Here is a 19,597-nt window from a genome sequence, read left to right on the forward strand (position 1 = left end):
TACGAAGTGCGTACGTACAGCCCCAAGCCCGGCGATGTCACTCGCCAGTGGCACATCATCGACGCGCAGGACATCGTCCTGGGCCGTCTGGCGACCACGGCTGCGAACCTCCTCCGAGGCAAGCACAAGCCGGTCTACGCCCCGCACATGGACATGGGCGACTTCGTCATCATCATCAACGCTGACAAGGTCCACCTGTCCGGCAACAAGAAGACCCAGAAGCTGGCGTACCGCCACTCCGGCTTCCCGGGTGGTCTGCGCTCCGTCCGTTACGACGAGCTGCTGTCGAAGAACCCCGAGAAGGCCGTCGAGAAGGCCATCAAGGGCATGATCCCCAAGAACACCCTGGGCCGTCAGATGATCTCGAAGCTGAAGGTCTACGCGGGCGAGAACCACCCGCACGCTGCTCAGCAGCCGGTTCCGTTCGAGATCACCCAGGTCGCGCAGTAGTTCCGGCCACACCCCCTAAGAACGAAAGAAATCTGAGGAGAATCGTGGCCGAGACCACCCCCGAAACCCCCGTCGACGAGTTCGAGGGCGTTGAGGAGTACACCACCGAGACCGAGCTCGTCGAGGGTGAGTACACCTCCGAGTCGCTCGCGTCCCGCTTCGGCGACCCGCAGCCGGCCGCCGGCCTGGGCCGTCGCAAGAACGCCATCGCCCGCGTCCGGATCGTTCCGGGCACCGGCAAGTGGAAGATCAACGGTCGCACCCTTGAGGACTACTTCCCCAACAAGGTGCACCAGCAGGAAGTCAACGAGCCCTTCAAGGTGCTCGAGCTCGACAACCGCTACGACGTCATCGCCCGCATCGCGGGTGGCGGTGTCTCCGGTCAGGCCGGCGCCCTGCGCCTCGGTGTGGCCCGTGCGCTGAACGAGGCGGACGTCGAGAACAACCGCCCGGCGCTCAAGAAGGCCGGCTTCCTCTCCCGCGACGACCGTGCGGTCGAGCGCAAGAAGGCCGGTCTCAAGAAGGCCCGTAAGGCTCCGCAGTACAGCAAGCGTTAATCGCCTGCTCGGTCTGCTTTCGTACGCCCCGGCGGCACTGCCCGTGCCGTCGGGGCGTACGTTTTTTCATAAGCTCTTTCGTCACCTCTTTCATCTTTCATCAGCTTGGGCACGTATTTTCGGAGGACAGCTGTGGGACGACTCTTCGGCACGGACGGCGTGCGCGGTGTGGCCAACGCGGACCTGACGGCGGAGCTGGCGCTCGGTCTCTCGGTCGCGGCGGCGCACGTGCTCGCCGAGTCGGGCACCTTCGAGGGCCACCGGCCGACCGCCGTGGTCGGGCGGGACCCGCGTGCGTCCGGAGAGTTCCTGGAAGCGGCCGTCGTGGCGGGACTCGCCAGCGCCGGTGTCGACGTGCTGCGCGTCGGCGTGCTGCCCACCCCGGCCGTGGCCCACCTCACCGGCGTCCTCGGCGCCGACCTCGGCGTGATGCTCTCCGCCAGCCACAACGCCATGCCCGACAACGGCATCAAGTTCTTCGCGCGCGGCGGCCACAAGCTCGCCGACGACCTCGAGGACAAGATCGAGTCGGTCTACGAGGAGCACCGCACCGGCGCCCCCTGGGAGCGTCCGACCGGTTCCGGCGTCGGCCGGGTCCGGGACTACGACGAGGGCTTCGAGACGTATGTCTCCCACCTCCTCGCCGTCGTCCCCAACCGGCTCGACGGCCTCAAGGTCGTCCTCGACGAGGCCCACGGCGCCGCCGCCCGCGTCTCGCCCGAGGCCTTCACCCGGGCCGGCGCGCAGGTCGTCACCATCGGCGCCGAGCCGGACGGCCTCAACATCAACGACGGCTGCGGCTCCACCCACCTCGGGCTGCTCCGCGCCGCCGTCGTCGAGCACGGCGCCGACCTGGGCATCGCCCACGACGGCGACGCCGACCGCTGCCTCGCCGTGGACGCGGCGGGCAACGAGGTCGACGGCGACCAGATCCTCGCCGTGCTCGCCCTCGCCATGCGCGAGGCGGGGACGCTGCGCGGTGACACCGTCGTCGCGACCGTCATGTCGAACCTGGGCTTCAAGCTCGCCATGGAGGGCGCGGGCCTGAACCTCGTCCAGACCGCGGTCGGCGACCGGTACGTGCTGGAGTCCATGAAGGAGCACGGCTACGCGCTCGGCGGCGAGCAGTCCGGGCACGTCATCGTGCTCGACCACGCCACCACCGGCGACGGCACCCTCACCGGCCTCATGCTGGCGGCCCGTATCGCCGCCACCGGCAGGTCGCTCGCGGACCTCGCCGGGGTGATGGAGCGACTGCCGCAGATCCTCATCAACGTCCCCGACGTCGACAAGTCCCGGGTGAAGACCTCCGGCGACCTGGCCGCCGCCGTCACCTCCGCCGAGCAGGAGCTCGGCTCCACCGGCCGCGTCCTGCTGCGCCCCTCCGGCACCGAGCCGCTGGTCCGCGTGATGGTCGAGGCGGCCGACATCGAACAGGCCCGCGCGGTCGCGCAGCGGCTCGCGGACGTCGTGAAGTCGGCTCTGGGCTAGGCTTTCTGAGGCACCGTCATGCTCTGACGAGAGGCCCCGCCGCACCGGACGTCCGGTGCGGCGGGGCCTCTTCGCGTGCGGGCGTCTTCCGCCACGTGGCGTGCTCAGCCCCTGCGCAGCCTGTGTCGCAGCCGGCCGCGCTGGGTCCGCCACAGTCGCTTCTGCAGGGACAGCGTCGCCGTTCCCGCCAGCATGATCCCCAGCAGGTTGAGCAGCAGCTGCTGGATCGAGCCCCACATCTGCCCGACCTCGCCGTAGCTGAGGGCCACCGCCGCGTTCGCCGCCGCCGGGACCGTGGTCACCGAGATCGCCACGCCCACCAGCGCGCCCGACTTGGACGAGGTCAGCGAGAGGGTGCCGGCCGCGCCCGCGAGGAGCGCCACCACGAACGAGAACAGGTCCGGCTGCCAGATGAAGCTGGTCTGCGGGCGCTGCGCGTCGAGCATGGACTGACTGAACTGGTTCAGCCGGTCCATGACCAGGCTGAACACGGTCGTCGCCAGGATCGCCGTCGCGAAGCCGATGAGCAGCGCCATCAGCGAGCGTGCCGCCAGTTTCGGCGCCCGCTGCACGATCGCCGTACACACCCCGGCGAGCGGGCCGAACTCCGGGCCGACCGCCATGGCGCCCACGATCAGGATCGCGTTGTCCAGGACGACACCGCAGGCCGCGATCATCGTCGCCAGACCCATGAACGAGAGGTACGTGAAGGAGAGCGTCGACTCCTCGTGGGTCGCCTCCGCCAGCTGCTCCCAGATGACCGCGTCCGCGCCCTCGCCCGGGGCCTCCCGCTCGGCCTTGTCCGCCCGGGTCGACATCGACAGGTCGATGCCGTCCACCGCGATCGAGCCGTCCTGATCGATCTTCATGTCGCGCAGGCCGTGCAGGAGTTCGTCGGCCGACTCGCGGGCCATGTCGCACATGACCACGTCGCCGTGGGGGTCTCTGGCCACGCCCGGCAGCACCACGAGGTGGGTGGTGCCGACCGTCGACTCGATCAGCGCGATCGCGGACGTGGTGCGTTCCGGCGGGACGATCATCCGTAGATGCAACATGCCCCGAGCTTACGAAGGTCAGAGCTTGCGCAGGCTCAGGCGCTGCACCTTGTGGTCGGGGCCCTTGCGGACGACGAGGGTCGCCCGGCCGCGGGTCGGGGCCACGTTCTCCAGGAGGTTCACCTTGTTGATGGTCCGCCACATGGTCCGGGCGTAGTCGAGGGCCTCGTCCTCGGAGACCTGCGTGTAGCGCTGGAAGTACGAGGACGGGTTCTGGAAGGCGGTGTCGCGGAGCTTGCGGAAGCGGTTGAGGTACCAGCGCTCGATGTCCTCCGGCCGCGCGTCGACGTACACCGAGAAGTCGAAGTAGTCGGCGAGGCCGACGCGGGTGCGGCCGTCCTGGCCGGGAAGGGCGGGCTGGAGGACGTTCAGCCCCTCCACGATGAGGATGTCCGGGCGGCGGACGACGAGCCGCTCGTCGGGCACGCGGTCGTAGATCAGGTGCGAGTAGACCGGGGCGGAGACCTCCTTCTTGCCCGCCTTGATGTCGGCGACGAAGCGGGTCAGGGCCCGGCGGTCGTACGACTCGGGGAAGCCCTTGCGGGACATCAGCCCGCGCGCCTTCAGCTCCTCCATCGGGTAGAGGAAGGCGTCGGTGGTGACCAGCTCCACGCGCGGGTGCTCGGGCCAGCGGGCGAGGAGGGCCTGCAGGAGGCGGGAGACCGTCGACTTGCCGACGGCGACCGAACCGGCGACCCCTATGACGAAGGGGGTGCCGCGCTGCTCGGCGCTCTCGCCGAGGAAGGTGTTGAGGGCCCCGCGCAGCCCGCTGGTGGCCTGCACGTACAGGTTGAGCAGCCGGGACAGGGGCAGATAGACGTCCCGCACCTCGTCGAGGTCGATGACGTCCCCGAGACCGCGGAGCCGCTCGACCTCGTCGGCGGTCAGCGGCAGGGGCGTCTTGTCGCGCAGGGCGCTCCACTCGGCCCGGGTGAGGTCGACGTAGGGGCTCGCCCCGCTGGCGCTTCGTGGCGGCGAAGTGATCACCCCGCCATTGTCGGGGGTCGAGGGGGTTCACGGGACCCCGCGGGCCGTGGGCTGGGTCACGCGACAAAAGCCGTTGTCCGGCCCCGGCCCTAGGGTGATCCTGTTCCATGCCGCGTGGGTCTCTGCTCGTCACGCGGGGGGAGCCGCCCTTCGGGCGGCATGTCGAGAGCACCGAGAGAAACAGAGAGTCACCCCAGATGCGTACGTCCATGAGAAGCGCCGTCGTCGCCGGTACCGCCGTGTCCCTCGCCCTGCTCGTCAGCGGGTGCGGTGGGGAGGGGAAGAGCGACGACGGCAAGGGGAAGGACGCCCCCAAGGCCTCGGCCTCCGCGACGAGCGCGCCCGCGCCCGCCGCGAAGGCACTGTCCGCCGCCGAGCTGGACAAGCTGATCGTCGAGAAGGGCGATCTCAAGGGTTACCAGGTGGCCAAGGCCCACGGCGACGACGTCGTACCGGCCTCCGAGGTCACCACCGACAAGGCCCCCTGCGCGCCGATCGCCCACGCCATGTCCTTCATCTCGCCCGGCTCGCCCGCCGCTTCGGTGCAGCGCAAGGTGCTGGAGGAGCCGAAGAAGGACGCCACGGCCTCCCCGGAGGAAGCCCTCCTCGTCGGGCTCGGTGTCCGGGTGACGGCCGTGACGCTCGGGTCGTACGACGGGCAGGGCGCCCAGGACGCCTTCGCCTCGGTGAAGAAGGCCGGCGGCGAGTGCGCCGGCGGCTTCACGGTGATCCACGGGGCGGAGAGGACGAAGGTCACCAAGGTCGCCCCGGAGAGCGTCACCGCGGGGGAGGAGGCGGTCGCCTTCACCGTCACCAGCGAACTGGAGGGCCGGCCGTTCGCCAGCAAGGTGGTCGTCTTCCGCCAGGGCAACACGCTCGCGTCGTTCTCGACGATCAGCTTCGCTTCCGGCGGTGTGAAGGCGCTCCCGAAGGACGTCGTCGACGCGCAGGCCGCCAAGCTGGGCTGACTCCGGCCCTGCGGGCACCTTCCGCCGTACGCTTCCGTCATGTGCGGAATCGTGGGATACGTCGGCGGGCAGTCGGCGCTTGATGTGGTGGTCGCGGGCCTCAAGAGGCTCGAATACCGGGGCTACGACTCGGCCGGTGTCGCGGTGCTCTCCGACGGAGGGCTGGCCGCGGCCAAGAAGGCGGGCAAGCTCGTCAACCTGGAGAAGGAACTCGTCGACCGGCCGCTGGCCGGCGGGTCCGTGGGCATCGGACACACCCGCTGGGCCACCCACGGCGGGCCGACCGACGTCAACGCGCACCCGCACCTGGACAACGCGGGGCGGGTCGCCGTCGTCCACAACGGCATCATCGAGAACTTCGCCGACCTGCGCGCGGAGCTCACCGAGCGCGGCCACGACCTGGTGTCCGAGACGGACACCGAGGTCGTGGCCCACCTCCTCGCGGAGGAGTTCTCCTCCGCCGGCGAGCTGGCGGAGGCCATGCGGCTGGTGTGCCGGCGCCTCGAAGGGGCCTTCACCCTGGTCGCCGTGCACGCCGACCAGCCGGACGTCGTCGTCGGCGCCCGCCGGAACTCCCCGCTGGTCGTCGGCGTCGGCGAGGGCGAGAACTTCCTCGCCTCCGACGTGTCCGCCTTCATCGCCCACACCCGTTCGGCGATCGAGCTCGGCCAGGACCAGGTCGTCGAGCTGACCAGGGACGGCGTCACCGTCACCGACTTCGACGGCGCCCCCGCCGACGTACGGGCCTTCCACGTCGACTGGGACGCCTCGGCCGCCGAGAAGGGCGGCTACGACTACTTCATGCTCAAGGAGATCGCCGAGCAGCCGAAGGCCGTCGCCGACACCCTCCTCGGCCGGATCGACGGCAACGGCCGGCTGACCCTCGACGAGGTGCGCATCCCGGACGCCGTGCTCCGCGAGGCCGACAAGGTCGTCATCATCGCCTGCGGCACCGCCTTCCACGCGGGACTCATCGCCAAGTACGCCATCGAGCACTGGACCCGCATCCCCTGCGAGGTCGAGCTCGCCAGCGAGTTCCGCTACCGCGACCCGATCCTCGGGCAGAAGACCCTCGTCATCGCGATCTCGCAGTCCGGCGAGACCATGGACACGCTGATGGCGCTGCGGCACGCGCGCGAGCAGGGCGCGAAGGTCCTCGCCGTCTGCAACACCAACGGCTCGACGATTCCACGGGAGTCGGACGCCGTCCTCTACACCCACGCCGGGCCCGAGATCGCCGTCGCGTCGACCAAGGCCTTCCTCACCCAGCTGGTCGCCTGCTACCTCCTCGCGCTCTACCTCGGGCAGGTGCGCGGCACCAAGTGGGGCGACGAGATCCGCGCCGTCGTCCGCGAACTCGCCCGCATCGGCGACGAGGTGGAGCGGGTCCTGGAGACCATGGAGCCGGTCCGGGCCCTCGCCCGCTCGCTCGCCCACAAGAACACGGTCCTCTTCCTCGGCCGGCACGTCGGCTACCCGGTCGCCCTCGAAGGCGCCCTGAAACTCAAGGAACTGGCGTACATGCACGCCGAGGGCTTCGCCGCCGGTGAGCTCAAGCACGGGCCGATCGCGCTCATCGAGGAGGACCTGCCGGTCGTCGTCGTGGTGCCCTCGCCCAAGGGCCGCTCCGTCCTCCACGACAAGATCGTCTCCAACATCCAGGAGATCCGGGCGCGCGGTGCCCGGACGATCGTGATCGCCGAGGAGGGCGACGAGACGGTCGTCCCGTACGCCGACCACCTCGTCCGCATCCCCGCCACGCCTACGCTGCTCCAGCCGCTGGTCTCCACGGTGCCGCTCCAGGTCTTCGCCTGCGAGCTCGCCACCGCGCGGGGCAACGAGGTCGACCAGCCGCGCAACCTGGCCAAATCGGTGACCGTGGAGTGAGTGGGAAATGATCATTGGGGTGGGGATCGACGTGGCGGAGATCGACCGCTTCGCCGCGTCGATCGAACGGACGCCGGGGCTGCTCCAGCGCCTCTTCGTCGAGAGCGAGCTGCTGCTGCCCAGCGGGGAGCGGCGGGGGCCGGCCTCGCTCGCGGTGCGGTTCGCCGCGAAGGAGGCGCTGGCGAAGGCGCTCGGCGCGCCGGGCGGGCTGCACTGGACGGACGCCGAGGTGTACGTCGAGGGCACCGGGCAGCCGAGGCTCCGGGTGCGGGGCACGGTGGCGGCGCGGGCGGCGGAGCTGGGCGTGAGGCACTGGCACGTCTCGCTGAGCCATGACGCGGGGGTCGCCTCGGCGGTGGTGATCGCGGAGGGCTGAGCCCGGCCGCGCGGCTGAGGCCCGTACGGGGGTTCCCGTACGGGGGTTCCCGTGCGTGGGCCCGTACGGGGGCCCTTACGGCGGATCCTGTACGGCGGTTCCCCTACGGGGCTCCTGTACGGCGGTCCCGTACGGCGTTCCCGTACGGGGAGCGTTCCTCCGGTGCGCGCGGCAGACTGCTGACCATGCGTACCGCTTACCGCGTGGAGACCGTACGGGCCGCCGAGGCCGCTCTCATGGCCCGCCTCCCCGAGGGTGCCCTGATGATGCGGGCCGCCGCCGGGCTCGCCGCCGCCTGCTGCTCACTGCTCGGCAAGGGGCGGGTGTACGGGTCCCGGGTCGTCCTCCTCGTCGGCAGCGGCGACAACGGCGGCGACGCCCTGTACGCCGGGGCCCGGCTCGCCCGGCGCGGCGCCGGAGTCACCGCCGTCCTGCTCGGCACCCGCGCCCACGGCGCCGGGCTCGCCGCGCTCCGGGCGGCCGGGGGACGCGTCGCCGAAGACCCCTTCGAACCGCTCGCCACCGCCGACCTGGTCCTCGACGGCATCATCGGCATCGGCGGGCGCGGCGGGCTCCGGCCCGAGGCCGTGCCCGTCGCCCGGGCCGCGCGCGGCTCCGACGCAGTCGTCGTCGCCGTCGACCTGCCCAGCGGCGTCGACGCGGACTCGGGGAAGGTGGCGGGGGAGGCCCTGCGCGCCGACGCGACCGTCACCTTCGGTACGTACAAGCCCGGTCTCCTCGTCGATCCGGCACGGGGGTACGCGGGCGCCCTGCGCCTCGTCGACATCGGGCTCGGCGACGAACTGCCCGGCGTGCCCGACCTGGAGGCGCTCCAGCACCAGGACGTGGCACGGCTGTTGCCCGTACCGGGCGCCGCGAGCGACAAGTACCGGCGCGGGGTCCTCGGCGTCGTCGCCGGCTCCGCCCGCTACCCGGGGGCGGCGGTCCTCACCGTCGCGGCGGCGCTGCGCGGCGGGGCCGGTGCGGTCCGGTACGTCGGCCCGGCCGCCGACGCGGTGATCGCCCGGCACCCCGAGGCGCTGGTCCACGCCGGACCCCCGGACAAGGCCGGGCGCGTCCAGGCCTGGGTGGTCGGGCCCGGACTCGGCGACGGGCCGGGCGTCGCGGAGGTCCTCGCCTCCGACGTGCCGGTGCTCGTCGACGCCGACGGGCTGCGGGACCTCGACCCCGCCCTCGTACGGGCCCGCAGCGCCCCGACCCTGCTCACCCCGCACGCGGGCGAGGCGGCGGCGCTGCTCGGCGCGTCCCGGGAGGAGGTCGAGGCGGGCCGGCTCGCGGCGGTACGCGAACTGGTGGGCAGGTTCGGGGCGACGGTGCTGCTCAAGGGCTCGACGACGCTGGTGCACGGGCCGGAAGGCGGCCCCGTACGGGTGAACCCCACCGGGACCGGCTGGCTGGCCACGGCCGGCAGCGGCGACGTCCTCTCCGGGCTCGCGGGCTCGCTCCTGGCGGCAGGCCTGCGCCCGGTGGACGCGGCCTCGTGCGCCGCGTACCTCCACGGTCTCGCGGCCCGGCGGGCGTCGGAGGATCGCGGACCTGTGACGGCGGGGGAGGTCGCGGAGGCGCTGGGAGGCGCGTGGCGGGACGTACGGGACGTAGGGGCCGGCAGGTAGGCCCCCAGGGATTCCCCACCCGGCGGGTGGCCCCACCCGGGTTCCCCCCCCCGACGGTCGGCCCCCGTTTCGCCCACCCGGCGGAACCCGTTGCCCCACCCGCGCCTCCCGGCGCGCTGCTTCCCGGCGCTGGGGATTGGGTGGGTGGGGTGACCAGATGGAGAAGGCGCGTCGCGCCTCTGTCGTTGCTTCTTGCCGCCCTGCTCGTGCCCCCGGCCGGCACCGCCTTCGCCGACGCCCCCGAACCCGGGGCCTTCGCCGACGCCCCCGCCGCCGGGGACGCGCTCGTGCCCGGTGTCGTCGGTGCCGGGCGGGCCGAGTACCCGATGGACACCCCCGACCAGGTGCTGCCGCCCCTCCAGCCCGAGGGCGACGTGCCCGTGCCCGAGCCGCGGGAGGAGGTGGACGAGCTGGTCGAGTACCTGCCGAGGAGCGTGCTCGGGGCCGCCTGCGCCGCCACGACCGGCACCTACCAGCGGCAGGTCGAGCGGCTGCTCGAGCTGCCCGTCGACGGCAGGCAGTCCGCCGCCGACTGCCGTGCCATCCGCGCCTTCCAGGCCAAGGAGAAGATCAAGCCCGCCAACGGCTACGCGGGCCCGGTCACCTGGGCCCGCGCCGAACTCCTCGCCGCCCGCAGGAACCTCGACCCCGGCCGGCGCTGCCCCGCGAGGAAGTACGCCGTGGCCTGCGTCGACCTCGACCGTCAGCTCATGTGGGTGAAGAAGGGCAAGAAGGTCACCTTCGAGGTCGTCAACATCCGCAGCGGGCGGGCCGGGTACGCCACCCGCACCGGCTGGCACTCCGTCTACTGGCGCCACAAGGACCACTGGTCGTCCATCTACGAATCCCCGATGCCGTTCGCCCAGTTCTTCAGCGGCGGCCAGGCCTTCCACAGCGTCTACGGGCAGCTCGCCACGCCCACCGGCAGCCGGGGCTGCGTGAATCTCAGCTACCGCAAGGCCGAGAAACTCTGGAACGTGCTCCGCAAGGGTGACCGGGTCTACATCTGGGGAAAGCGGCCCGCGGGCTGACACCTGAGAGACTGGGCGCGATGACTGAGACACCGCCGCCCCGCAGAGCCCGCGCCGAGATCGACCTCGGTGCGCTGCGTGCGAACGTCCGCACGCTGCGCGCCCGCGTCGCCCCCCACGTCCGGATCATGGCCGTGGTCAAGGCCGACGCGTACGGACACGGCGCGGTGCGCTGCGCCCGCGCCGCCCTGGACGCGGGCGCGGACTGGCTCGGTACGGCCACCCCGCACGAGGCGCTCGCGCTGCGCGCCGCCGGGATCACGGACGTGCCGGTGATGTGCTGGCTCTGGACGCCGGGCGACCCCTGGGACCGGGGCATCGAGGCCGGTCTCGACATGTCGGTGAGCGGGCTGTGGGCCCTGGAGGAGGTCGTCGAGGCGGCCCGCGCGACCGGGGGGACGGCCAGGATCCAGCTCAAGGCCGACACCGGCCTCGGGCGCAACGGCTGCCAGCCCGCAGACTGGCCGGAGCTGGTGGAGCGGGCGCTGAAGGCCGAGGCCGAGGGCCTGGTCAAGGTCACCGGGCTCTGGTCGCACTTCGCGTGCGCCGACGAACCCCACCACCCCTCGATCGCCGCGCAGCTCGACGTCTTCCGCTCGATGCTCGACCACGCGGAGAAGGCGGGCGTCCGGCCCGAGGTCCGCCACATCGCCAACTCGCCGGCCACCCTCACCCTCCCCGAGGCCCACTTCGACCTGGTGCGGCCGGGGATCGCGATGTACGGCGTCTCGCCGAGCCCGGAGCTCGGCACCTCCGCCGAGCTGGGACTCCGGCCGGTGATGTCGCTCAAGGCGAGCGTCGCCCTGGTGAAGCGGGTCCCGGCCGGGCACGGCGTCAGCTACGGCCACCACTACGTCACCGACGCGGAGACGACCCTCGGTCTCGTCCCGCTCGGCTACGCCGACGGCGTCCCCCGGCACGCCTCGGGCCGCGGCCCCGTCCTGGTCGCCGGCACCGTCCGTACGGTCGCCGGGCGGGTCGCCATGGACCAGTTCGTCGTCGACCTCGGCGGGGAGGAGCCCGCGCCGGGCACCGAGGCCGTGCTGTTCGGCCCCGGCGACGGGGGCGAACCGACCGCCGAGGACTGGGCGGTGGCCGCCGACACCATCGCGTACGAGATCGTCACCCGGATCGGCGCGCGCGTCCCGCGCGTGTACCTGGGCGAGTAGAGGGGGCCCCGTGGGCGAGTCCAGCAGCACCGGTACCTGGCGGCGCGCCGGATTCGCCGGCGCCGCGATAGGCGTGCTGGCGGCGGGCGCGGCGGCCGGGGTGGCCGTCGAGCGGCTCACCGTCGGGCGTTCCGTACGGCAGAAGGCGCGGCTGGCCCTGGACGCCACCGGCCCCTACGGGGGGCTGCGGGGGACGCCGGGACGGGCGCTCGCGGAGGACTCGACCGTCCTCTACTACGAGGTCGACGAGGTCGAGGACGACACTCCGCCGGCCCGCCGCCGAAGGCTCTTCGGGCGCAAGGAGCCCGCGCCCGTCACCGTCGTCTTCAGTCACGGCTACTGCCTCAACCAGGACTCCTGGCACTTCCAGCGGGCCGCGCTGCGCGGTCTGGTCCGTACCGTCCACTGGGACCAGCGCAGCCACGGCCGCTCGGGGCAGGGCGTCTCGCAGTCGGGGCCCGACGCGGTGCCCGTCTCCATCGACGAGCTGGGCCGCGACCTCAAGGCGGTCCTCGACGTGGCGGCGCCGGAGGGGCCGCTCGTCCTCGTCGGGCACTCGATGGGCGGCATGACGATCATGGCGCTGGCGGACCGGTACCCGGAGTTCGTCCGTGAGCGGGTCGTCGGCGTCTCCTTCGTCGGCACCTCCGCGGGGAACCTCGGAGAGGTGTCGTACGGGCTGCCGATCGCCGGCGTCAACGCCGTCCGGCGGGTCCTGCCGGGGGTCCTGCGGGCGCTGGGCTCGCAGGCGGAGCTGGTCGAGCGGGGCCGGCGGGCGACGGCGGACCTGTTCGCCGGGCTGATCAAGAAGTACTCGTTCGCGTCGAAGGACGTGGACCCGGCGGTGGCCCGGTTCGCGGAGCGGATGATCGAGTCGACCCCGATCGACGTGGTCGCCGCCTTCTATCCGGCCTTCGCCGAGCACGACAAGGCGGCGGCGCTGGCCGTCCTGAGCGAGCTTCCGGTGCTGGCGCTGGCCGGGGACCACGATCTGGTGACCCCCAGCTCGCACACCGAGGTCATCGCCGGTCTGCTCACGGACGCGGAGCTGGTCATCGTCCCCGACGGGGGTCATCTGGTGATGCTGGAGCACCCGGAGGCGGTCACCGACCGCCTCGCGGACCTGCTGGTACGGGCGGGAGCCGTGCCGGCGACGGTCACGGCCGAGCCGGACCCCCGCAACGGCTAAGTTGGCGGGTATGGAAGCAGCGCACCCGCCCGTCTCCGGCGCCACCCTCTCCGTCGACTCCCCCCAGCAGATGCAGGAGCTCGGCCGCAGCCTCGCGAAGATCCTCCGCCCCGGCGACCTCGTCATGCTCACCGGCGAGCTGGGGGCCGGGAAGACCACCCTCACCCGGGGCCTCGGTGAGGGCCTCGGGGTGCGCGGGGCCGTCACCTCGCCGACCTTCGTCATCGCCCGCGTCCACCCGTCACTGGTCGGCGGCCCGGCCCTGGTGCACGTGGACGCGTACCGCCTCGGCGGCGGTCTCGACGAGATGGAGGACCTCGACCTGGACGTCTCGCTGCCCGAGTCGGTGGTCGTCGTCGAGTGGGGCGACGGCAAGGTCGAGGAGCTGACCGACGACCGTCTCCACCTCCTGATCCACCGGGTGACCGGCGACACCGACGACGACCGGCGCACGGTCGTGCTGCGCGGGATCGGGGCGCGCTGGGCCGCCGCGGACCTGGCCGCGCTCTGAGCGGCGGCCGGTAGATTCCGACAACGTGTCGGGAAGGTGTTGCGTGCGTCGTGTGTGCCGTGGTGACATGGAAGCACGAGCTGGTTAGGTGCACCTAACCTACGGGAGGCATGCATGGCGACGCCGGAGCACGCGGAACCCGCCCGGGACCACGTCCCGATGAGTGAGCTGCTGGCGTCCTGCGCGGCGGCACGGGCGCTCTCGACCCCGCCGCGCAGAACGCCGGAGCGATGCGACGAGGAGCCTCCGGGCGAGCCGCTGGCGCGTCCGGTGGTGCGTGAAGAGGCCGCGTAGCCCTTCGTCGGGAAGGACCGCGCGACGACGGCCTACGCGACGACGACGACCTTCGCGCCGATCACCGCGAACGTCCACAGCGCGTCGCCGTCGGTCCGCTTCATGCGGATGCCGCCCGTCTTCTTCGACGCGTCCGGGGCGGGCGTCGAGCCGTCGACCGCCGCGCTGAACCCGATCGCCACGTCCTGCGTCGTCGCGAACCGCACGACGTGCTCGATCTGTACCCCGTCCGAACCACGGACCGAGCCCGAGCGGGACGTCACGCTGTACGCCCCCGGCACCGGGTGCACGGTGCTCGGCATCACCGTGAACGTCCGGGTCGCCTTGCCCTTCGCGTCGACCAGCCACACCCGGCGGTCGGCGAGCGCGTACACGACCCGCGCGCCGCTGCCCGAGTCGGCGGGGACGGCGAGGGGGTTCTCGGCAGGCTTCTTGGGGCCGCCGCTCGGCGAGACCGAGGGCGCGGCGCTGTTCGGCGTCCGGGGGTCGGCCGACGGATTCGCGGGAGCGTTCGCCGAGGCCTGGTAGGCCAGGAAGCAGACCGCGGCGACGGCCACCGCCGTGAGCCCGGCCACGAATCCCGAGCTGCTCCGTGCCACCGTGCCCACCTCTCGTACGAACGTTTCGAAGGGTGACGGTAGCAGCCGGGGGAGCGCGGGGCGGGGCACCGTGCCCGGGAGCCGTAGGCTGTTCGCGTGCTGTTGCTCGCCATGGATACCGCCACCCCCGCCGTCACCGTCGCCCTCCACGACGGCGAGGCCGTCGTCGCCTCGTCGGCCCAGGTCGACGCCCGCCGTCACGGGGAGCTGCTGCTGCCCGCCGTCGACCGGGTCCTCACCGAGGCCGGGCTGAAGCTCGACGCGGTCACCGGGATCGTCGTCGGCGTCGGACCGGGGCCGTACACCGGACTCCGGGTCGGTCTCGTCACGGCCGCCGCCTTCTCCTCCGCGCTCGGCGTGCCGGTCCACGGCCTGTGCACCCTCGACGGCCTCGCGTACGCCTCCGGGCTCGACGGGCCCTTCGCCGTCGCCACGGACGCGCGCCGCAAGGAGGTCTACTGGGCGCGGTACGCGGACTCCCGTACGCGCGTGACCGACGCGGCCGTCGACCGGCCCGCCGAGATCGCCGAGCGGCTCGCGGGCCTCCCGGTCGTCGGCGCGGGCGCCCGCCTCTACCCGGAGGCCTTCCCCGACGCCCGTGACCCCGAGCACCAGTCGGCGGCCGGGCTCGCCGCGCTCGCGGCGGAGAAACTGGCGGCAGGCCCCTCGGCGGACGGCGACGACGGCTTCCTGGAGCCGCTGCCGATGTATCTGCGCCGCCCCGACGCGCAGGTGCCCAAGAACTACAAGGTGGTCACCCCCAAGTGACCGGCGCCGTGGAACTGCGCGAGATGCGCTGGTGGGACATCGCACCGGTGCTCGCTCTGGAGGACGAGCTGTTCCCCGAGGACGCCTGGTCGGCGGGGATGTTCTGGTCGGAGCTGGCGCACTCCAGGGGCCCCCGCGCCACCCGCCGCTACATCGTGGCGGAGAACGGCGAGGGAAGGCTCGTGGGGTACGCCGGGCTCGCCGCCGCCGGCGGACTGGGCGACGTGCAGACCATCGCCGTCGCCCGCGACCAGTGGGGCACGGGCCTCGGCGCCCGGCTCCTCACCGACCTGCTCCAGCACGCCACCGCCTTCGAATGCGAGGAGGTCCTCCTCGAAGTGCGCGTGGACAACACCAGGGCCCAGAAGCTCTACGAGCGCTTCGGCTTCGAGCCCATCGGTTTCCGGCGCGGCTACTACCAGCCCGGAAACGTGGACGCGCTCGTGATGCGACTGACCGTTCAAGGAACCGGGACTGAGATCTGATGGCCGTACGACCCCTGGCTGGACCGACTGATGGCTGCTGACGAACCGCTCGTACTCGGTATCGAGACCTCCTGCGACGAGACCGGCGTCGGCATCGTCCACGGGACCACGCTCCTCGCCGACGCCGTCGCGTCCAGCGTCGACACCCACGCCCGCTTCGGCGGCGTCGTGCCCGAGATCGCCTCCCGCGCCCATCTGGAGGCGATGGTCCCGACGATCGAGCGCGCCCTGAAGACGGCCGGCGTCTCCCCGAAGGACCTCGACGGCATCGCGGTCACGGCCGGTCCCGGCCTGGCGGGCGCGCTGCTCGTCGGCGTCTCGGCGGCCAAGGCGTACGCGTACGCCCTCGGCAAGCCGCTCTACGGCGTCAACCACCTGGCCTCGCACATCTGCGTCGACCAGCTGGAGCACGGCAAGCTGCCCGAGCCGACGATGGCCCTCCTCGTCTCCGGCGGCCACTCCTCGCTGCTGCTCTCCTCGGACATCACCTCCGACGTCCGCCCGATGGGCGCCACCATCGACGACGCCGCCGGCGAGGCCTTCGACAAGATCGCCCGGGTGCTCGACCTCGGCTTCCCCGGCGGTCCGGTCATCGACCGGCTCGCCAAGGAGGGCGACCCGGCCGCCATCGCGTTCCCGCGCGGTCTGAGCGGCTCCCGGGACCCCGCGTACGACTTCTCCTTCTCCGGTCTCAAGACCGCCGTGGCCCGCTGGATCGAGGCCAGGCGCGCGGCCGGCGAGGACGTGCCGGTACGGGACGTGGCCGCGTCCTTCCAGGAGGCCGTCGTGGACGTCCTCACCCGCAAGGCCGTCCGGGCCTGCAAGGACGAGGGCGTCGACCACCTGATGATCGGCGGCGGCGTCGCCGCCAACTCGCGGCTCCGGGCCCTCGCCCAGGAGCGCTGCGAGCGGGCCGGCATCCGGCTGCGCGTCCCCCGGCCCGGTCTGTGCACCGACAACGGCGCGATGGTCGCGGCCCTCGGCTCCGAGATGGTCGCCCGCAACCGGCCGGCCTCCGACCTGGAGCTGTCCGCCGACTCCTCGCTGCCGGTGACGGACCCGCACGTGCCGGGCGCGCACGCGCACTCCCACGACCACGATCATGTGCACGAGGTCAGCAAGGAGAACCTGTACCCGTGACGACCGTGACCCTGATGTGGGAGGCGCGGGCCGCCCAGGGGCGCGGCGCCGAGCTCCTGGAGTGGGCCAGGGCCCAGGTGCTCGCGCGCGAGCCGCTGCGCCGGGAGCTGTTCCGCGCACCCCAGGACCGGGTCCTCGTCCTCACCTGGTGGGAGGCGGCGGCCTTCGACGCGGAGCTGCCGGAGCTGCCCGAGCCGGACGCGGAGCTGATCACCCGGCCGGTCCACCGCTGGCGCTTCGAATCGGTCGAATAGGCGACTATCGAGCAACCTTTCGAGCGGGCCGGGCATCCCACCATGCGTGAAGAAGACGATCGTGCTGTGGGCGGCCCTCACCGCCGCCGCCCTGCTGGTGACCGGCTGCGCGGCGGGGGACCCGGCGGGTCCCCCGCCGACGGCGAAGAAGACGCCCGCGGTGGGGCCGCCCGCCGGTGCGGGTGAGGCGGGTGAGGCCGCCGGGGCGCCCGAGGAAGCCAGGGCCGCCGCTGCCGCCGCGTACCGGAAGTGGGGGCTCACGCCCTTCCCCGCCCCGCCCGCCCCGCCCGCGGTCAAGCCGGTGAGCCGCAAGCAGGGCGGTCCCGTGCCCGTGATCAGCGAGATACCCACCACCGAGAAGATCGTCTTCATCACGATCGACGACGGGGCCGAGAAGGACCCCGCGTTCGTCACGATGATGAAGGACCTCAAGGTCCCGGTCACGATGTTCCTCACCGACGCGGCCATCCGGGGCGACTACCCGTACTTCGCCCCGCTCGTCGCCCAGGGCCACGGGCTCGCCAACCACACCCTCACCCACCCCAACCTGCCCACCCTCTCCCAGGAGGCCCAGCGCCGGGAGATCTGCGGCCAGCGGGACAGGCTGACGCAGCGGTACGGCAAGGCCCCGCGCCTCTTCCGCCCGCCCTACGGCAACTGGAACGAGGCCACGCGCGCGGCGGCCGGGGAGTGCGACGTCGACGCGATCGTGCTCTGGCGCGAGTCCATGCAGATCAAGAACATGCAGTACCAGCGCGGCGACCGGAAGCTGCGCCCCGGCGACATCATCCTGGCCCACTTCCGGGGCCCCTCCGAGCTCAAGGGCCGGACGATGACCGAGATGACGGCGACGATGCTGCGCCGCATCCAGGAGCAGGGCTTCACGGTGGCGCGCCTGGAGGACTACGTCTGAGAAATTTCCCCGGGCGCGGTGTCGATGCGGGACGGGCCCGTTCGACGTATGAGTGAGAGGCGGGGAACAGCCCCGCCACCGCACCCCCGAGGAGCCACCATGCCCCGCTACCTCTCCCTGGTCCGCATCGAGGAGAACACCATCGACATGGCGGACGCCGACCCCGGCTTCGAGGAGCGCATGGGCGCCCTCTTCGAGGAGATCACCAAGGCCGGCGTCATGCTGGACACGGCGGGCCTCAAGCCGACCGCCGAGGCGGCCAGGATCACCTGGTCGGACGGGAAGCTGTCGTACACGGACGGGCCGTTCACCGAGACCAAGGAGGTCGTCGGCGGCTACGCCCTGATGCAGTGCAAGGACATGGCCGAGGCGATGGAGTGGTCCAGGCGCTTCCTGGCGGTGCACCCGGCGCACTGGACGGTGGGCCTGGAGGTCCGCGAGATCGAGGAGATGCCGGGAGGCTGAGACCCGGCCCGCTGCCGGTCCGCCGTCGGTGCCGTGTGCTGTCATGGGAAGTGTGACGGCACACGGCACCGACGCGGTGGAGAGCACCCTCGACACGGTCTTCCGCATGGAGTCCCCGCGGATCGTCGCCACCGCGGCGCGCATCGTCCGCGATGTCGGCATCGCCGAGGAGATCGCCCAGGACGCCCTGGTCGCCGCCCTGGAGCAGTGGCCGCTGACGGGGGTCCCCGAGCGGCCGGGCGCCTGGCTGACGGCCACCGCCAAGCACCGCGCCGTCGACCTCGTGCGGCGCCGCGAGACGTATGCGCGCAAGCTCGCCGAGGTCGGCAGGACCCTCACGGAGGAGTCGTACGACCCGGAGCCGTTAGGACCCGGCGACATCGACGACGACGTGCTGCGGCTCGTCTTCACCACCTGCCACCCGGTGCTCTCCGCCGAGGCGCGGGCGGCGCTGACCCTGCGGCTCGTCGGCGGGCTCCGTACGGACGAGATCGCCCGCGCCTTCCTCGTACCGGAGGCGACCGTCGCGGCGCGGATCACCCGCGCGAAGCGGACGCTCGCCAAGGCGGGCGTGGAGTTCGAGGTGCCGTACGGGGAGGACCGGGCGGCCCGCCTCGGTTCCGTCCTCGAAGTCGTCTACCTGATCTTCAACGAGGGGTACGCGGCGACCGCCGGCGACGACCTGCTGCGGCCCGGCCTGTGCGAGGACGCGCTGCGGCTCGCCCGGGTCCTCGCCGCGCTCGTACCGCAGGAGGGGGAGGCGCAGGGCCTGGCCGCCCTGCTGGAGCTCCAGGCCTCCCGGACGGCGGCCAGGACCGGGCCCGACGGGCGGCCGGTGCTGCTCGCCGCGCAGGACCGGCGGCGCTGGAACCGGCTGCTCGTCCGGCGCGGGTTCGACGCCCTGGCGCGGGCCGGGGACGGCCGCTCGTACGGGCCGTACGCCCTCCAGGCCGCCATCGCCGCCTGCCACGCGCGGGCCGCCTCGTACGAGGAGACCGACTGGGGGACGATCGCCGCGCTCTACGGTCGGCTCGGCGTCCTCGCCCCGTCCCCGGTCGTCGAGTTGAACCGCGCGGTCGCCGTGTCGATGGCGCTGGGCCCGGCGGCGGCCCTCCCGCTGGTCGACGCCCTCACCGCCGAACCGGCCCTGGCGCGCTACCACTTGCTGCCGAGCGTACGCGGCGACCTGCTGGCCCGGCTGGGGCGTACGACGGAGGCCCGCGCGGAGTTCGAACGGGCGGCGGCCCTCACCCGCAACGAGAGCGAACGGGCGCTGCTGCGGGCGAAGGCCGTGGAGTGGGGGGAGCCGGGGGAGGCTCAGGGCCTGTCGTCGCACTCCCGTCGCAGGCGGGAGTGCGACGACAGGCCCTAGGG

At 72.7% G+C, this 19,597-nt stretch carries 22 protein-coding genes; 19 read left to right on the top strand and 3 right to left on the bottom strand.

The window, feature by feature from the left end:
• Positions 1 to 6: 6 nt before the first annotated feature.
• From rplM to glmM, 3 genes are all read left to right on the top strand, one after another.
• Entirely contained in the window at positions 7 to 450 is a 444-nt protein-coding gene (gene rplM / locus V4Y03_RS20560; RefSeq protein ID WP_030318630.1) for a 50S ribosomal protein L13, read from the top strand.
• A 44-nt stretch (positions 451 to 494) separates the two neighbouring features.
• Positions 495 to 1,007, top strand: a complete 513-nt coding sequence (rpsI, locus tag V4Y03_RS20565; protein WP_015035601.1) for a 30S ribosomal protein S9 — start codon at positions 495 to 497, stop codon at positions 1,005 to 1,007.
• Between the two features lie 132 nt (positions 1,008 to 1,139).
• Positions 1,140 to 2,498: a phosphoglucosamine mutase gene (gene glmM / locus V4Y03_RS20570; RefSeq protein ID WP_317874236.1), complete on the top strand. Its 1,359-nt coding sequence runs from the start codon at positions 1,140 to 1,142 to the stop codon at positions 2,496 to 2,498.
• A gap of 104 nt (positions 2,499 to 2,602) precedes the next feature.
• Here glmM and V4Y03_RS20575 read toward each other — a convergent pair whose 3' ends face one another.
• Both V4Y03_RS20575 and coaA read right to left on the bottom strand, forming a co-directional pair.
• Positions 2,603 to 3,553 (bottom strand): DUF389 domain-containing protein, encoded by a 951-nt coding sequence (locus tag V4Y03_RS20575; RefSeq protein WP_317874237.1) that lies wholly within the window; start codon positions 3,551 to 3,553, stop codon positions 2,603 to 2,605.
• Positions 3,554 to 3,571: 18 nt separating this feature from the next.
• The gene (coaA, locus tag V4Y03_RS20580) at positions 3,572 to 4,540 is read right to left on the bottom strand and encodes a type I pantothenate kinase (protein ID WP_317874238.1); all 969 of its coding nucleotides are present in this window, start codon (positions 4,538 to 4,540) and stop codon (positions 3,572 to 3,574) included.
• 209 nt (positions 4,541 to 4,749) lie between these two features.
• On the opposite strand from coaA, the gene V4Y03_RS20585 reads away from it, so the two are divergent.
• The 9 genes from V4Y03_RS20585 to V4Y03_RS20625 all read left to right on the top strand — a co-directional run bounded on the left by V4Y03_RS20585 (position 4,750) and on the right by V4Y03_RS20625 (position 13,599).
• Positions 4,750 to 5,508, top strand: a complete 759-nt coding sequence (locus V4Y03_RS20585; RefSeq protein ID WP_332435851.1) for a sensor domain-containing protein — start codon at positions 4,750 to 4,752, stop codon at positions 5,506 to 5,508.
• 39 nt (positions 5,509 to 5,547) lie between these two features.
• Entirely contained in the window at positions 5,548 to 7,395 is a 1,848-nt protein-coding gene (glmS, locus tag V4Y03_RS20590) for a glutamine--fructose-6-phosphate transaminase (isomerizing) (protein ID WP_317874240.1), read from the top strand.
• Between the two features lie 7 nt (positions 7,396 to 7,402).
• On the top strand, positions 7,403 to 7,771 hold the full coding sequence (locus V4Y03_RS20595; RefSeq protein ID WP_332435852.1) for a holo-ACP synthase: 369 nt from the start codon (positions 7,403 to 7,405) through the stop codon (positions 7,769 to 7,771).
• Positions 7,772 to 7,956: 185 nt separating this feature from the next.
• Positions 7,957 to 9,405 carry an NAD(P)H-hydrate dehydratase gene (locus V4Y03_RS20600; RefSeq protein ID WP_332435853.1) on the top strand — a complete coding sequence of 483 codons (1,449 nt, stop codon included), beginning with the start codon at positions 7,957 to 7,959 and terminating at the stop codon, positions 9,403 to 9,405.
• Between the two features lie 185 nt (positions 9,406 to 9,590).
• Entirely contained in the window at positions 9,591 to 10,436 is an 846-nt protein-coding gene (locus V4Y03_RS20605) for a L,D-transpeptidase family protein (protein ID WP_443079806.1), read from the top strand.
• A 20-nt stretch (positions 10,437 to 10,456) separates the two neighbouring features.
• The gene (gene alr, locus V4Y03_RS20610; RefSeq protein ID WP_317877993.1) at positions 10,457 to 11,605 is read left to right on the top strand and encodes an alanine racemase; all 1,149 of its coding nucleotides are present in this window, start codon (positions 10,457 to 10,459) and stop codon (positions 11,603 to 11,605) included.
• Positions 11,606 to 11,615: 10 nt separating this feature from the next.
• Positions 11,616 to 12,794, top strand: a complete 1,179-nt coding sequence (locus V4Y03_RS20615; protein ID WP_332435854.1) for an alpha/beta fold hydrolase — start codon at positions 11,616 to 11,618, stop codon at positions 12,792 to 12,794.
• Positions 12,795 to 12,804: 10 nt separating this feature from the next.
• Positions 12,805 to 13,305, top strand: a complete 501-nt coding sequence (gene tsaE / locus V4Y03_RS20620) for a tRNA (adenosine(37)-N6)-threonylcarbamoyltransferase complex ATPase subunit type 1 TsaE (RefSeq protein WP_317877991.1) — start codon at positions 12,805 to 12,807, stop codon at positions 13,303 to 13,305.
• A gap of 114 nt (positions 13,306 to 13,419) precedes the next feature.
• A complete protein-coding gene (locus V4Y03_RS20625; protein WP_332435855.1) occupies positions 13,420 to 13,599 on the top strand; it encodes a hypothetical protein in 180 nt (59 codons plus the stop codon).
• A gap of 32 nt (positions 13,600 to 13,631) precedes the next feature.
• On the opposite strand, the gene V4Y03_RS20630 is transcribed toward V4Y03_RS20625, so the two are convergent.
• A complete protein-coding gene (locus V4Y03_RS20630) occupies positions 13,632 to 14,198 on the bottom strand; it encodes a hypothetical protein (RefSeq protein WP_332435856.1) in 567 nt (188 codons plus the stop codon).
• A 96-nt stretch (positions 14,199 to 14,294) separates the two neighbouring features.
• Between V4Y03_RS20630 and tsaB the strand changes: the two genes are divergently transcribed.
• The 7 genes from tsaB to V4Y03_RS20665 all read left to right on the top strand — a co-directional run bounded on the left by tsaB (position 14,295) and on the right by V4Y03_RS20665 (position 19,595).
• A complete protein-coding gene (gene tsaB / locus V4Y03_RS20635; RefSeq protein WP_332435857.1) occupies positions 14,295 to 14,966 on the top strand; it encodes a tRNA (adenosine(37)-N6)-threonylcarbamoyltransferase complex dimerization subunit type 1 TsaB in 672 nt (223 codons plus the stop codon).
• 23 nt (positions 14,967 to 14,989) lie between these two features.
• Positions 14,990 to 15,451 (top strand): ribosomal protein S18-alanine N-acetyltransferase, encoded by a 462-nt coding sequence (gene rimI, locus V4Y03_RS20640; RefSeq protein ID WP_317878932.1) that lies wholly within the window; start codon positions 14,990 to 14,992, stop codon positions 15,449 to 15,451.
• 30 nt (positions 15,452 to 15,481) lie between these two features.
• Positions 15,482 to 16,591, top strand: a complete 1,110-nt coding sequence (tsaD, locus tag V4Y03_RS20645; protein WP_317878930.1) for a tRNA (adenosine(37)-N6)-threonylcarbamoyltransferase complex transferase subunit TsaD — start codon at positions 15,482 to 15,484, stop codon at positions 16,589 to 16,591.
• A gap of 14 nt (positions 16,592 to 16,605) precedes the next feature.
• Positions 16,606 to 16,845: a hypothetical protein gene (locus V4Y03_RS20650; protein ID WP_317878931.1), complete on the top strand. Its 240-nt coding sequence runs from the start codon at positions 16,606 to 16,608 to the stop codon at positions 16,843 to 16,845.
• Between the two features lie 46 nt (positions 16,846 to 16,891).
• Positions 16,892 to 17,758, top strand: coding sequence for a polysaccharide deacetylase family protein (locus V4Y03_RS20655; RefSeq protein WP_332435858.1), 867 nt, complete (start codon positions 16,892 to 16,894; stop codon positions 17,756 to 17,758).
• A 99-nt stretch (positions 17,759 to 17,857) separates the two neighbouring features.
• The gene (locus tag V4Y03_RS20660; protein WP_317878964.1) at positions 17,858 to 18,223 is read left to right on the top strand and encodes a YciI family protein; all 366 of its coding nucleotides are present in this window, start codon (positions 17,858 to 17,860) and stop codon (positions 18,221 to 18,223) included.
• A gap of 43 nt (positions 18,224 to 18,266) precedes the next feature.
• Positions 18,267 to 19,595 (top strand): RNA polymerase sigma factor, encoded by a 1,329-nt coding sequence (locus V4Y03_RS20665; protein ID WP_443079807.1) that lies wholly within the window; start codon positions 18,267 to 18,269, stop codon positions 19,593 to 19,595.
• Positions 19,596 to 19,597: the final 2 nt, after the last annotated feature.

The organism is Streptomyces sp. P9-A4, assembly GCF_036634195.1.
GTDB lineage: Bacteria > Actinomycetota > Actinomycetes > Streptomycetales > Streptomycetaceae > Streptomyces.

What these genes read in the sequence shown, in the direction of transcription:
- V4Y03_RS20595 (WP_332435852.1), top strand. Translation starts at nt 7,403, where the DNA reads ATGATCATTGGGGTGGGGATCGACGTGGCGGAGATCGACCGCTTCGCC.
- rimI (WP_317878932.1), top strand. Translation starts at nt 14,990, where the DNA reads ATGCGCTGGTGGGACATCGCACCGGTGCTCGCTCTGGAGGACGAGCTG.
- V4Y03_RS20600 (WP_332435853.1), top strand. Translation starts at nt 7,957, where the DNA reads ATGCGTACCGCTTACCGCGTGGAGACCGTACGGGCCGCCGAGGCCGCT.
- V4Y03_RS20575 (WP_317874237.1), bottom strand. Translation starts at nt 3,553, where the DNA reads ATGTTGCATCTACGGATGATCGTCCCGCCGGAACGCACCACGTCCGCG.
- tsaD (WP_317878930.1), top strand. Translation starts at nt 15,482, where the DNA reads ATGGCTGCTGACGAACCGCTCGTACTCGGTATCGAGACCTCCTGCGAC.
- V4Y03_RS20650 (WP_317878931.1), top strand. Translation starts at nt 16,606, where the DNA reads ATGTGGGAGGCGCGGGCCGCCCAGGGGCGCGGCGCCGAGCTCCTGGAG.
- V4Y03_RS20665 (WP_443079807.1), top strand. Translation starts at nt 18,267, where the DNA reads ATGGGAAGTGTGACGGCACACGGCACCGACGCGGTGGAGAGCACCCTC.
- V4Y03_RS20585 (WP_332435851.1), top strand. Translation starts at nt 4,750, where the DNA reads ATGAGAAGCGCCGTCGTCGCCGGTACCGCCGTGTCCCTCGCCCTGCTC.
- tsaE (WP_317877991.1), top strand. Translation starts at nt 12,805, where the DNA reads ATGGAAGCAGCGCACCCGCCCGTCTCCGGCGCCACCCTCTCCGTCGAC.
- alr (WP_317877993.1), top strand. Translation starts at nt 10,457, where the DNA reads ATGACTGAGACACCGCCGCCCCGCAGAGCCCGCGCCGAGATCGACCTC.
- V4Y03_RS20660 (WP_317878964.1), top strand. Translation starts at nt 17,858, where the DNA reads ATGCCCCGCTACCTCTCCCTGGTCCGCATCGAGGAGAACACCATCGAC.
- V4Y03_RS20625 (WP_332435855.1), top strand. Translation starts at nt 13,420, where the DNA reads ATGGCGACGCCGGAGCACGCGGAACCCGCCCGGGACCACGTCCCGATG.
- glmS (WP_317874240.1), top strand. Translation starts at nt 5,548, where the DNA reads ATGTGCGGAATCGTGGGATACGTCGGCGGGCAGTCGGCGCTTGATGTG.